12 protein-coding genes and 1 riboswitch are annotated in these 12,474 nt (G+C 57.2%); of the genes, 7 read left to right on the top strand and 5 right to left on the bottom strand.

Annotated features, from left to right (window positions below):
- Positions 1-3: 3 nt before the first annotated feature.
- Positions 4-903 carry a LysR family transcriptional regulator gene (locus HY308_18020; protein ID MBI3900164.1) on the bottom strand — a complete coding sequence of 300 codons (900 nt, stop codon included), beginning with the start codon at positions 901-903 and terminating at the stop codon, positions 4-6.
- Positions 904-1,050: 147 nt separating this feature from the next.
- Between HY308_18020 and HY308_18025 the strand changes: the two genes are divergently transcribed.
- The 4 genes from HY308_18025 (at position 1,051) to ypfH (ending at position 3,593) form a co-directional block, all read left to right on the top strand.
- Complete coding sequence (locus tag HY308_18025) at positions 1,051-1,683, top strand: NAD(P)-binding domain-containing protein (protein ID MBI3900165.1); 633 nt, start codon at positions 1,051-1,053, stop codon at positions 1,681-1,683.
- A gap of 82 nt (positions 1,684-1,765) precedes the next feature.
- Positions 1,766-2,563, top strand: a complete 798-nt coding sequence (locus HY308_18030) for a dioxygenase (protein ID MBI3900166.1) — start codon at positions 1,766-1,768, stop codon at positions 2,561-2,563.
- On the top strand, positions 2,560-2,829 hold the full coding sequence (locus HY308_18035; GenBank protein ID MBI3900167.1) for a hypothetical protein: 270 nt from the start codon (positions 2,560-2,562) through the stop codon (positions 2,827-2,829). Before HY308_18030 ends, HY308_18035 begins: the two co-directional genes overlap by 4 nt.
- Positions 2,830-2,843: 14 nt before the next feature.
- Positions 2,844-3,593: an esterase gene (ypfH, locus tag HY308_18040; GenBank protein ID MBI3900168.1), complete on the top strand. Its 750-nt coding sequence runs from the start codon at positions 2,844-2,846 to the stop codon at positions 3,591-3,593.
- 6 nt (positions 3,594-3,599) lie between these two features.
- Here the strand turns inward: ypfH and HY308_18045 are convergent, their stop codons facing one another.
- Positions 3,600-7,169 (bottom strand): amino acid permease, encoded by a 3,570-nt coding sequence (locus tag HY308_18045; protein MBI3900169.1) that lies wholly within the window; start codon positions 7,167-7,169, stop codon positions 3,600-3,602.
- Between the two features lie 196 nt (positions 7,170-7,365).
- On the opposite strand from HY308_18045, the gene HY308_18050 reads away from it, so the two are divergent.
- Entirely contained in the window at positions 7,366-8,652 is a 1,287-nt protein-coding gene (locus HY308_18050) for a TIGR03862 family flavoprotein (protein MBI3900170.1), read from the top strand.
- A gap of 99 nt (positions 8,653-8,751) precedes the next feature.
- Here HY308_18050 and HY308_18055 read toward each other — a convergent pair whose 3' ends face one another.
- The 3 genes from HY308_18055 to HY308_18065 form a co-directional block, all read right to left on the bottom strand.
- The gene (locus tag HY308_18055) at positions 8,752-9,198 is read right to left on the bottom strand and encodes a hypothetical protein (GenBank protein MBI3900171.1); all 447 of its coding nucleotides are present in this window, start codon (positions 9,196-9,198) and stop codon (positions 8,752-8,754) included.
- Positions 9,199-9,204: 6 nt separating this feature from the next.
- On the bottom strand, positions 9,205-10,056 hold the full coding sequence (locus HY308_18060) for a GyrI-like domain-containing protein (protein MBI3900172.1): 852 nt from the start codon (positions 10,054-10,056) through the stop codon (positions 9,205-9,207).
- Between the two features lie 69 nt (positions 10,057-10,125).
- The gene (locus tag HY308_18065) at positions 10,126-10,347 is read right to left on the bottom strand and encodes a DUF5335 family protein (GenBank protein ID MBI3900173.1); all 222 of its coding nucleotides are present in this window, start codon (positions 10,345-10,347) and stop codon (positions 10,126-10,128) included.
- A 289-nt stretch (positions 10,348-10,636) separates the two neighbouring features.
- Positions 10,637-10,853: riboswitch (cobalamin riboswitch) on the top strand.
- Between the two features lie 133 nt (positions 10,854-10,986).
- Between HY308_18065 and HY308_18070 the strand changes: the two genes are divergently transcribed.
- On the top strand, positions 10,987-11,145 hold the full coding sequence (locus HY308_18070; protein ID MBI3900174.1) for a hypothetical protein: 159 nt from the start codon (positions 10,987-10,989) through the stop codon (positions 11,143-11,145).
- A 47-nt stretch (positions 11,146-11,192) separates the two neighbouring features.
- Positions 11,193-12,470, top strand: a complete 1,278-nt coding sequence (locus HY308_18075) for an aromatic ring-hydroxylating dioxygenase subunit alpha (GenBank protein ID MBI3900175.1) — start codon at positions 11,193-11,195, stop codon at positions 12,468-12,470.
- The last annotated feature ends 4 nt before the right edge of the window (positions 12,471-12,474 follow it).

Below are 12,474 nucleotides of genomic sequence, written 5' to 3' on the forward strand. Positions count from 1 at the left end.
GAATCAGTCCGGCCACTTCGGTCGGCGAAACGCCTCTACCAGAAAATCGATCAGCAGTCTTACCTTTAACGGTTGCAGTTTTCGGGAGGCGTACAGCGCGTAAACCCCCAGCTCGACCGTTTGGTATTCCGCGAGCAACTCGATTAGATGGCCTTCGCGTAAATCATCGCCAACTAAAAACGTCGGTTGCAGCACGATGCCTTGATGCAGTAGCGCCGCCGCCCGGCAAGTATCGCCGTTGTTGGCGTAGATCCGCGGATGGGTCTTAACGCTCACCGGTCCCGCTGGACCTTCGAATTGCCATTCATCTTGTGTCGACCAATAGGAGTAGGAAATCACGTCGTGATCGGCGAGATCTTCCGGGCGTTTTGGTTTACCGCGTCGACGCAGATATTGCGGCGATGCACATACCACCATTCGTGTCGACGCCAGCTTGCGGCAGATCAAGCTCGAGCTCGGCAATCGCGAAATGCGAATCGCCAAATCGTAACCCTCCTCGACTAAATCGACGGCTCGGTCCGACAATGAGAGATCCAATTTTACTTTTGGATGAGCCGCCGTGAATTTTCCCCACAGCGGCGCCAAATGTTGAATGCCGAAACTTACCGGTACGTTCAGTCGCAACAACCCGCTCGCCTCGCCGGTGCGCGAGTTCACTTCGGCTTCAGCGGCATCGATAAAGCCGAGGATTTCTTTGCACTGCTGGTAGAACGTACGGCCCTCGTCGGTGAGCGACAGCTTGCGGGTCGTACGGTTGAGTAAACGCACGCCCAACCGTTGTTCGAGATCGACGACGTGGCGCGAGATCGCCGCCTTCGATGTCACCAACGTATCGGCAGCGCCGACAAAACTGCCGGCATCGACCACCGCGGTAAACGACTGCATTTCTCGATATTTGTCCATCTGAAGGCTCTTTAGTCTCGAAAATCGGAACAGTTAATCTCAATATATCTTATTTATCCTAAAAAACGATACCTCTACAGTTCGGTCCATGGTCGGGACAGTCGTTACCGCCAAAACCAATAACAGATGATCGACCGGAGAAACGTTATGAACATCACCATCGTCGGCACCGGCAACATGGGTTCGGGACTCGTCAAGCAACTGGCCACGGCCGGTCACTGCGTGCGAGTGACGGCGAAAGATTTGGCCAAAGCGCAGGCGTTGGCCGCGCAATACCCGAATGTCAGTGCCGCCAGCATCGACCAGGCACTCGCTGATTCGTCGGTCGTGTTCGTCGCCACCGGTTACGCCGATGCGATACCGGCGTTGCGCGCCTTAGGCGATCTCACCGACAAGGTGATCGTCGACATCACCAATCCACTCACCGCGGATTACATGGGCCTGACGATCGGCCATAACACGTCCGCCGGCGAAGAGATTGCAAAAGCATTTCCGCAAGCTGAAGTGGTTAAGGCGTTCAACACGGTGTTTGCGCAGGTGCTCGCCGACGGCGCTGACTTCGGTCACGGCAACACGGTACCGGTGTTCTATGCCGGCAACAGCGAACGCGCCAAGCAAACCGCGCACGCAATTATCGAGAGCATTGGCTTCGAGCCGGTCGACGCTGGCGGTCTACAGAACGCCCGTTATCTCGAACCGTTGGCCGGGTTGAATATTTACTTCGGCTACGGTGCCGGTCGCGGTACTGACATTGCGCCGACGTGGATCGCCCGCGCCTGAGTAAACATAATTAAAACGGAGCAACGATTCGTGCCCGAATCGTAGAGATTCGGGCACGAGGAACAAGACGAGGAACAAGACAATGACACATTCCACCTTATTTGTTTCGCATGGCGCACCGACATTCGCGGCTGAGCCGGGTCGCGCCGGTCCGTTGTTACAAACGCTGGGACGCGAGCTTGGCGATGTGAAGGCCGTGCTCATCGTCTCGCCGCACTGGATGACGCGCGATGTCACCGTGATGACCACGCCGATGCCGTCGACCATCCACGACTTCGGTGGCTTCCCGGCGCCGTTGTATCAGTTGCGTTATGACGCACCCGGCCATCCGGCACTGGCACAGAAAGTCGGCGAGCTGCTGGCCGCCGGCGGCCATTCGGTCAGTTATGACAACAAGCGCGGCCGCGATCACGGCGCCTGGGTACCGTTGATGTACTTGTTCCCGGAAGAAAACGTGCCGGTGTTCCAGATATCGCTACCGATATCGCTCGACGGTCCGGGTGCGTATCAGCTTGGCCAGACGCTGCGCCCGCTCGTACGTGACGGTGTGCTGGTGATCGGCTCCGGCAGCCTGACACATAACCTCTATGAGCTACGCGCCGGCGCCGCCGATAGCGCGCCATATGCGATCGAGTTCGCGCACTGGATACGCCAGCAGGTAGTCGCCAACGACGTCGACGCGCTGACGCATGCGCTCGATCGAGCACCGCATGCACAACGGACGCACCCCACCAGCGAGCACTATTTGCCGTTGCTCATTGCGCTCGGCGCCGCCGAGTCGACCACGCCAGCGACGGTGATCGATGGTGGCTTTACCTATGGCGTGTTGTCGATGGAATCCTACGCGTGGGGATCGACGACAGAAGGACATGCGTCATGAGTGGAACGGCGTCGCCATTAACCAATCTATTGCCGACGTGTCGCCGCCCAAAGGAAACCGCGTCGCCGAAATGGAAACTGTGGTTACTGCGCTGGGCGGCTTTATATCCGACGTTGCTCGCGCTCTACGCGGTTGGCGGAACATCGTTGGGAAGCTTGCCGCTGTCAGTGCGACTGGTGTTAACCAGTGGGCTCGGCACGTTAGCGATGACGTTCGTATGGATGCCATGGCTGACGCGGCGATTGCGTGCCTGGCTGGAGCATTAACCGGAGTCATGCCTATGAAAGATGAATCTATTGTTGTGCGAACGCCAACGACACCGGCGGAGCAGCTGATCCTGCTGTTTCATGGCGTCGGCGCCGATGCTAAGTCGATGTATCCGTTCGGCCAATGGTTATCCACCTTCTTTCCAAAGGCGGCAATAGTATCCGTGGCGGCGCCGTATGCCTCTGATCTGGGTTCGGGTAACCAGTGGTTCTCGGTACGCAACGTTACTGAAGACAATCGACCCACCCGAGTCGCCGCCGTTATGCCGCAGTTCCTCGACACTGTTCAACGCTGGCAGGCGACGTTTACTGTGACACCATCCCAAACTGTACTGTTAGGATTCTCGCAAGGCGCCATCATGGCGCTCGAAGCTAGCGTCGCACAGGACGGAGTTGCCGGTCAGGTGCTCGCGCTATCAGGTCGTTATGCAAAATTGCCGAGTTCGGCGCCAACACAAACGATTTTGCATTTGATTCATGGTGAGAGCGATCCGGTAATCCCTGTTACAAACTGCATCGATGCCGGCAAACGGCTGCAAGCCCTGCAGGCGAACTTTACGGCGAACGTATTACCGTCGGTAGGACACGAAATAACGCAGGAGGTGGCACGACGCGCCGTTGAATGCTTGCAGAGGCCCTTGCAGCGGTCCGTTTGGATCGTCACGTGCAAAAGTGGTTCATGCGGTAGTGAATCGCATTCCGATGACCATCCCCTGCCCTTATCCGGGCATCGAGCAACAGCAGTTGGCGACACGAATGGCTAATGCTCGTTACTGCCGATGGCACCCAGTCCTCGCCGTCATCGGTGCCGGCGCGTGATTGCACAGCAATTCGGTCATCTGTTTGGCAGACAACGGCTGACTGTAGTAAAAACCTTGAACAGCGTCGCAACCGTGCTCGATCAAAAACTTCAGTTGGCCCTCGGTTTCCACGCCCTCGGCGACGGTCTTGAGCTTGAGCGAACTGGCCAAGGCAATGATGGCTCGCGTGATCGACGCCGCTTCTTCGTTATCCGGTAGGTCGACGATGAACGACTGATCGATTTTTATGAGATCGATGGGAAAGCGCCGCAGATAACGCAAGTTGGAATATCCGGTACCGAAATCGTCCAGCGACAGCGACACCCCGATCGATTTCAGCGCGCGTAAGGTTGCGATGACGGTGTCGGCATTATGAATCAGCGTACTTTCCGTCAGTTCCAATTCCAGATACTCGGCGCGTACGCCGGTTTGCGCGAGAACTCGGCTTACCAGCTGCGGTACATCCTGGCGGAATAGTTGTCGTGCCGACAAATTAACCGCCAGCGCAAGTTGGTTATGGCCGGTGACATGCCATGCCTTCAATTGCGCGCACGCTGTCTGTAAGACCCATTCGCCAATAGGTGTAATCAAACCGATTTCTTCGGCAATGGCAATGAACTGTTCCGGTACGACTATTCCGTGGCCAGGGCGATTCCAGCGAATCAGCGCTTCGATGCCGCAGATTTTTCCGTTCTTGAGATCGAACCGCGGTTGATAGTACAGCTCGAACTGCTTGCGCTCGACCGCCAGGCGCAACGCACTTTCGAGATCGACGCGCTCGCGCGCTTGTGCGCCCAAGTCGCGGGTATAGAACTGAAAGCCGTCACGCCGTTCCTCCTTGGCACGGTACATAGCGGCATCGGCGTGCTTGAGTAACATAACCGGTTCATTGCCGTCTTCGGGAAAGATGCTGATACCGATGCTGGTCGTGACATGGAATTCGCGGCCGTCCACCTCGAACGGGCGGGAGAACGCGTCGAGTATTCGTACCGCTGCATGCTCCGCCTCATCGATGTGCTTCAGGCTCGACAAGAGAATGACGAATTCATCGCCGCCTAATCGAGCGACGGTATCGCCGTCGCGAACGATTTCCGTGAGCCGCACGGCAACGACTTTCAACAGGCCGTCGCCGACCGGATGGCCGAAGGTGTCGTTGATCAGCTTGAATCGATTCAAGTCGAGGAACAGCAACGCTAGTCGTTGATCGCTTCGGTGCGCGCGGGCGATGGCGTCGCTGATGCGGTCGTCGAGCAGGTTGCGATTGGGAAGCCCAGTCAGCATGTCGTGACTGGCGATGTACTCGACGCGCGCGACATGCGTCTTGCGCTCGGTGATATCGCTCGCTACGCCGTCGATACGGATCGGCTTGCCGGTGTTGTCTCGCGTTAACCGTGCTTTATCTTCCAGCCAGCGCACTTCGCCGTTCGGCCGGATGATCCGGTATTCCAACGTCACCGATCCATTGATCGACAATCCGATGCGCGCATCGCGCACCAGTTGGCGATCGTCGGGATGAACACGTTCGTCCCACAATAGCTGGTCGCGGAAAAAATCGCCGATCGGTCGGCCGTAGACTTTTTCTGCGGCCGGATTGAGATAGAGCAATTCGTTCGTGTCGGACGATGCCGACCAAACGATGTTGTCGATCGATTCGAGTATTTCTTGTACGCGCCGCTCGAGGCTGGCGTTGACCTCGGTCAACGCTTGCTGCGCCTCGCGTAATCCTTCGCGGGCGCCATCGAGGCCGATCGCTGCCCTACTCACCTCGAGCTGCAACGAATTAAACGCCTCCGCCATATCGCCCACCTCGTCGCGCGAGCGGACGCGCACCGGCGTAATCGTCACACGCGCGTGCGCCGCGTCGAGATCGCCGTTCGCCAAGGCCTGCATCGCGCGGGAAAAATCAGCCAGTGTGCCTTTGACCAGGACGTGCGCGGCATTGGCAACCTCGACCGCCGAATGCGCAATCATGCCCGGTAAAATCAAACCGACACCGATGGTCAGCATCGCGACGGCAACAAAAATATCGGCGAGCCCGGCGAGTAACGCCGCTTCGGTTTTCGGCACGACACTGACCGCCAGCAAGTAACCGGCGCCGTCGAGCAGCAACACCAACAACATGGCACCGGTCAACTTAAGGTGCAGCGTACGCGCGACCGGCGGCAAACCGGCGCGCCGCCGATCGGAATAGCGGCGCCACGCGTACAGCAGCGAACCGGAGCAAGCGAGCGCCAAGCCGACGATGACTGTCGGCAGACCGAATTGCTCGAATCCTAACAATGCCGAAATACCCCAGCCGCCGGCGGCCACGAGCCCAAGACCGATGGTCCCGCGCGGCGCGCGATAGGGTCGCGGGTGGTGCGGTTCGTTACGGCGCAGTAACCAGACGGCAACGCTTGGTAAGGCGATGCCTATTAAGTAGGTAAAGTTGGTTGCAGCGATCAACCAAACCGGTTGCCCGAGCAACACGAAGCCGATACCCATGCCGCCCGTCAACAGCGTCGCTACCCACGGTGTGCCGTTGTACCAGCGCCGGCTAAGCACGCGCGGTAGCAAGCCATCGTCCGCCAATTGCGACAAGGTGCGCGACGCACCGGCGATCGGCTGTAACGCTGTCGAGCACATGCTGACGACCAGAAACCAAATAGCGACCGCTTTGGCGGCGGCGCCGAATATCGGTGCGAACGTCGGCCCGAGGATTAACGCCAGATCCTTACCGAGTGCTTCCGGCCCGAGCGCGCCTAACCAAACGACGGGCAAGACGATAAAAAAAATACCGGCCAAGGCGGCGCTGGCGAAGACCGCGCGCGGCACGTTCTTCGTTGGGTTGATCGTTTCGCCGGCGTAGCAATGCACCGCTTCGAACGCCGGTCCGCAGTAACCGACGAGATAAAGGCCAGCCATCAAGCTGGTGAGCTCGCCGAACCAACCGGCAAACGGTGTCGTCAGGTGAAACGTGGTGGCCTGCCGCCAATCGACCTCACCGGCGATCATCGGCGTTAGTCCGGAAACGAATGCCAGCAATGCCGATAGACCAGCGAGCGGTACCGCAAGTCGAGCCGCCCATTTGAGACCGAATAAATTAACGACGGTGAAAAACAGTAGTAACCCAATCGCCAGCGCCGTTACCGAGACGTCGGGCAGATACCACGAGTTAATCGCCGACGCCGCTAAAATCGCCGTCACGCCGCACACCCATCCCCACCAATAACAAACACCGGTGATCGCGGCGAGCACCGGGCTATAGGGCCGGAATGCGTGCGCGCAGGTAGCGGCGATACCGCCGACACGATTTGGGTACATCAATGTCAGCTCGGTCCAACCAGGCGTCGCCGCCCAACCGAGCACGACGCCGACGATCAACAACGGAACCGCCGCACTCCCCTGGCCCAGGAATTCTGCCTGGCCGATAAAGAGCACAGTGATTAATAACAGGCTGGTGTTGCTGCCACCCAACGCGAGCGCGGTTGTACCGAGCCAGCCGATCGTTCGTGGCGGCGGTGCGGGTACGCTGTCGTGGTTGGTCTGCTTTGCTTCCATGATGTCCGTTTTTTGTAGGCGAGCGGATCCTTTTAGGCGGGACCGCCCCATACCGACGTTTGCAATGAACATGCCGTTGCGTCGATGCGACGCGGCAGACCGAATTAATCGTTAGACGCGACGGAAAGCCGACGCGGATGTTGTGGAACATTGATAGGATCGCCTTTTTCGACAGTTTCCCTACCGAATGACACAAATGACGTCTCCCATTAATGTTTACGCCCCATTAGTCGCTGTTATCGGTGGCGGTCCGGCCGGTCTCATGGCGGCGGAAGTCTTGATTCAGAACGGCGTTCGCGTCGATCTGTTCGATGCCATGCCGTCCGTGGGCCGCAAGTTTTTAATGGCTGGCAAAGGCGGCCTTAACATCACCCACGCCGAGCCGCTCGACGCTTTTTTCTCGCGTTATGGCGCACGTCGTGCCCAGATTGAGCCGCTGCTCAGCGCCTTCGGACCCGATGCATTGCGCCAGTGGGTACGGACGCTCGGGATCGAAACATTCGTCGGTAGTTCCGGCCGCGTATTTCCCGCCGATATGAAAGCAGCACCGCTATTGCGCGCGTGGCTGCATCGGTTGCGTCAGGCGGGGGTGAACTTTCATGTGCGCCACCGTTGGTGCGGTTGGGATAACGATGCACTACGCTTCGCGACCACCGCCGGCGAGCGATTAGTGCAAGCGGAGGCCGTGGTACTGGCACTCGGCGGCGGCAGCTGGGCGCGACTCGGTTCCGACGGTGCCTGGGTGCCGTTGTTGGCACAACGTGGCATCGCTATCACGCCGTTGCAACCGGCGAACTGTGGATTCGACGTTGATACCAACCGCGGCGTCGGCTGGAGCGAACATTTTCGTACACGCTTCGCCGGTCAGCCACTGAAATCTATCGCCGTTAGCTTTACGGATGCGGCCGGTGTTATGCATCGGCAACGCGGCGAATTCGTGGTCACGACCACCGGCGTAGAAGGCAGCTTGATCTACGCATTCGCCGCGCAACTGCGCGACCGAATTGCCGCCGACGGATCCAACATTATTCATCTCGACCTAATGCCGGATTGGGATCTGCAACGTGTTTTTAAAGGTGTTGCCCACCCACGTGCTACCCGATCGATGTCCAGTCACTTGCAGAGTCGCATTGGCATTAAAGGCGTAAAAACCGGATTGCTGTGGGAGCTGCTGTCGAAACAAGACTTCGCCGATCCCGCTCGGTTGGCGGCGGCGATCAAAGCGCTACCGCTGCGACTGATCGCGCCCCGCCCTATCGACGAAGCAATCAGCAGTGCCGGTGGCATCGCTTTCGAAGCGCTCGATACCAACTTAATGCTGCACTCACTGCCGGGCATTTTTTGCGCCGGCGAGATGCTCGATTGGGAGGCACCGACCGGTGGATATTTGCTCACCGCCTGTTTCGCCAGCGGGCGGGTAGCGGGCATGGGGGCATTAAATTGGCTAACGCGAGTTGCTTCAAACCGTCACCAAAACCCGTAGCCCGGATGGAACAAAGCGTAATCCGGGAACCGTATTAATTTCTCTGACACGGCAATAGCTTGGTTTAAACTCTTCGCCGCTGACTAGGCCAAGGAAACGTCAACGTTTCCGCGGACGAGATACGTCCAGGCATGGTGCGATACGCTCACGTTTACGCTGATGCGTAATGAATGTCACATCGAAGGAAAGCTTTTTAGCCGTCGGCGTATGTTCATCGAGCACTCGCCAGAACGGGGTGATCTCTATCAACTTCGCGCCCTGCTCCAAGGCTTCGTAAGCCGCCTCGGTTACGGTTCGCAAGTGAAAGCCCATCGTGATCGGGCATGTCACTTCGGCGCGGTAGTTGCGCGCTAACTTCAGGCGCAAGGTTTTCACATCGATGCTCTTGCCCCGGGGTATTCGTCTTATGAAAGCGTCGACGATCTGGGCCGACGGAACTAGCATTATCTGCCCTGCCTTCATGCCGGCGATGTCGATCGGCGCCGGCATGACCTTGTGCGGTTTGGCATCATTCAGTTTATCGGCCCACGATCTTCGTTTTTTCATTGTTAGTTAACGCAATGGTAAATAAATATCGGTCAGCAACTCGGTCGGTGCCGTGTCGCGTGGATTGTTGAGGTATTCCTCGAAGATCGGCGCGTTTGCTGCCTCTTCGCCCGACTGCGGCAACCATACGCCGTAAAGCCACTGATAGGCAGCGCGCATGTCGGCGTACGGACCCTTGTGTCGCAATGTCGCGTAACGGCCGCCGGCGATTTCTACAGACTTTAACGGTAGCTCTACGGTGACGTTTTCGTTGGTAATAACACAGGCACACGATCGCAGCTCGTCTTCAGCAACAGCTGTAGGGTCGTCAAAATAAATGCCGGCGGATCTCATCCCTGGTGTTATTAATTGACGCGCGCCTAACCAACCATACAGGGTGTCGAACGCTTTACCGATTTGCATATATCCGCCGATATGTTCGACCGCAATTACTTTGGTCGTCGGCACGGTCTTGATGGCGATGTCGTACGTCGTATTCATTGTTGTCTGCCTTTGGGGTTGAAACTGTGTGTGGCTGCCATTTTTTCGGTACTGCGCCGGCGGCATGCCGTAGGTCGCGCTGAAAATACGAGTGAACGATTGCACGTTGCCGAAGCCGGATTTTTCGGCGACCTGCTCGATTGCCATCGACGTTTGCGCCAAGTAACCGGCGGCGCGGTGTAAGCGTAAACGCTTGACGGTGGCGGCGAGCGTTTCGCCATACAGCGCGTGATAGGTCCGGTGCCAATGATGCGGCGACAGACAGGCAATATCGGCGAGTTTATGGAGATCGAGATCGTCGTCGAGGTGATCGTGGATGTAGGCCGTGACTCGATTCAGCCGTTCTTCGTAATGGGTCCGCAAGCTCGTTTTTGTCATTGTCGTCGATCATTTTCCAGAAGCGATCACTATTAATAACACAGGTCGATTTGACGATTCTTGCGGACTTTATCGACAATCGACAATTTCTACCGACCTCAGTGCAATGCTCTCCTCTTCGACATAGATGTCTTTTGGTTGGTAAATTAAATGATCGACATCATCATCGATCATCACCTCGAAGACGTCGTCTTTCGAATCGCAAGTAAACCCGTTGAGCGGCTCCCATTTCCGATTGATTTGATCGCCAAGCTTGAACCCGGCGATCTCGACTTCAGCCTGCTCACCCACCAACAAACTGCGTGAGATTCAATCGAAATGGGATTGCCACTGTATATAGCGCTGGGCAGGCGACTCGGACAAATCGGCGACCAGGCAGATCGAATCGCGCACACGTAAATGGTCGATTCGGAAACTGTGGTTTATATCTAGGGTCTTACGAAAAGGTGTAAAGGTCGAACGTTAAGTTGACCCCCGTCCCTACCTTCCTGGATATCTATCAGCGACGCCGTGACGACGCGTTCAGACAAGACAACGCCGCCCGCCAGCTCGTCGTTTTTTTTTCGCGCCCCTAGACTGTGTAGGTATTAGCGCTCTAGGTATTCCCAGGATATTCATCCGCGGGAATGAAACGGGAAGTTCGGTGCGCTTACTTCAGCAAATCCGACGCTGCCCCCGCAACGGTAAACGAGCAAGGCTAGCAGCACGCCACTGTGTAATAGCACGGGAAGGCGCTAGTCAAGGATACAACATCCAGCTCGTGAGCCCGGAGACCGGCCTAGGGTGAATAGCAATTAGTATCGCGGTGGGCGATGCAGATGGTTGTCAGGGATGCATCCGTCTTTAACTCCTCCACTGAAATCGCTCAGCACGGTTGCGTGAGGTCGCCGCACGCGCGAATGAGTAGCCACGCCTGGAAGGAGACAAGTTATGTCTATGTCAGCACTCAAGGAAAAGGACGCCGCGAATGATTTCGCCATGGCCATTGTCATGACGGATACCGGCACCCTAATTGTGATTAAAACGGCAACGACCACGTTTGCAATCGTGTCCGCTGCCGAAGTCACAGAGCGCCCGGTACTGCATTAACGCGCTCGATCGTTGAACTTCTATTTAATAGCTTCAGGACTTTTACGATGACGGTACACAAGTTACATCGAGTAGAACCGACGCCGGCACGAACGACAGTAGATCTGCCGGCGCTGATCGCCGATCGCAAACCGGGGTACAGCCTCGAGGCGCCGTTCTATACCAGCCGCGAGGTATTCGACCTCGATATGGACGCAATCTTCGGTCGCCACTGGATCCACGTCGGCATCGAGCCCGACGTCGCCGAGCCGGGTGACTACTTCACGGTTGAAATCGGCAATGAGTCGATTTTGATCGTGCGCGACGACGATATGCAGATCCGCGCGTTCCACAATGTTTGTCGCCACCGCGGCGCACGGTTGTGCAATGAATCGAAAGGCGTCGTCGGTAACTTGGTGTGCCCGTATCACCAATGGACTTACAACCTCACCGGCGAACTGATCTCGGCCGAGCACATGGGTGAGCAGTTCGACCGCTGCAAGCATGGCCTGAAAACGGTGCACTTACGCAATCTTGCCGGCCTGCTGTTTATCTGCCTAGCGGAACATCCACCGGTCGACTTTGAAGAAATGCGTCGGCAGATGGAGCCCTACTTGTTACCGCATCAAATCGCCAACACCAAGATCGCGGCACAAGTCGACATCGTCGAGCATTGCAATTGGAAGCTGACGATGGAGAATAACCGCGAGTGCTATCACTGCCGCGCGAACCATCCGGAGTTGACGATTTCGGTTTATGAATACGGCTTTGGCTATGCACCGACCGAAGAACACGCCGAGCTGCTGAACAACTTTGAATCGACGGTCGCGCAAAACCATGCGCGCTGGGAGGCCGATGGCCTGCCGTCGCGTGAGCTCGAACACCTGAACGACCGCGTCACCGGCTTCCGAACCATGCGCTTACCTCTCGATCGCGCGCATGAATCGCAAACACTCGATTCGAAAGTCGCGTGCAGCCATCTGCTCGGCGACTTCAAACGTGCCGATCTCGGCGGCCTGTCGTTCTGGACTCAGCCCAATTCATGGCATCACTTCATGAGCGACCACATCGTCACGTTCTCGGTGTTGCCGTTGACCGCCGAGACCACGCTCGTGCGTACCAAGTGGCTGGTGCATAAAGACGCGATCGAAGGCAAAGACTACAACTTGGAAAACCTGATGGCAGTTTGGAATGCCACCAACGATCAGGACCGCATGCTGGTCGAGCAAGCGCAGCGCGGCGTCCGTAGCAAAGCCTATCAACCGGGTCCGTTGTCGCCGTACACCGAAGACTTAGTTGAAAAGTTTTGCGGCTGGTACATCAAGCGGCTACGCGCCGCACTCTAGAGCT

The organism is Gammaproteobacteria bacterium, from assembly GCA_016199745.1.
Taxonomy (GTDB): domain Bacteria; phylum Pseudomonadota; class Gammaproteobacteria; order Acidiferrobacterales; family Sulfurifustaceae; genus JACQFZ01.

Coding starts and splice junctions, on each gene's coding strand:
- HY308_18020 (MBI3900164.1), bottom strand. CDS start 903: ATGGACAAATATCGAGAAATGCAGTCGTTTACCGCGGTGGTCGATGCC.
- HY308_18025 (MBI3900165.1), top strand. CDS start 1,051: ATGAACATCACCATCGTCGGCACCGGCAACATGGGTTCGGGACTCGTC.
- HY308_18030 (MBI3900166.1), top strand. CDS start 1,766: ATGACACATTCCACCTTATTTGTTTCGCATGGCGCACCGACATTCGCG.
- HY308_18035 (MBI3900167.1), top strand. CDS start 2,560: ATGAGTGGAACGGCGTCGCCATTAACCAATCTATTGCCGACGTGTCGC.
- ypfH (MBI3900168.1), top strand. CDS start 2,844: ATGAAAGATGAATCTATTGTTGTGCGAACGCCAACGACACCGGCGGAG.
- HY308_18045 (MBI3900169.1), bottom strand. CDS start 7,169: ATGGAAGCAAAGCAGACCAACCACGACAGCGTACCCGCACCGCCGCCA.
- HY308_18050 (MBI3900170.1), top strand. CDS start 7,366: ATGACGTCTCCCATTAATGTTTACGCCCCATTAGTCGCTGTTATCGGT.
- HY308_18055 (MBI3900171.1), bottom strand. CDS start 9,198: ATGAAAAAACGAAGATCGTGGGCCGATAAACTGAATGATGCCAAACCG.
- HY308_18060 (MBI3900172.1), bottom strand. CDS start 10,056: ATGACAAAAACGAGCTTGCGGACCCATTACGAAGAACGGCTGAATCGA.
- HY308_18070 (MBI3900174.1), top strand. CDS start 10,987: ATGTCTATGTCAGCACTCAAGGAAAAGGACGCCGCGAATGATTTCGCC.
- HY308_18075 (MBI3900175.1), top strand. CDS start 11,193: ATGACGGTACACAAGTTACATCGAGTAGAACCGACGCCGGCACGAACG.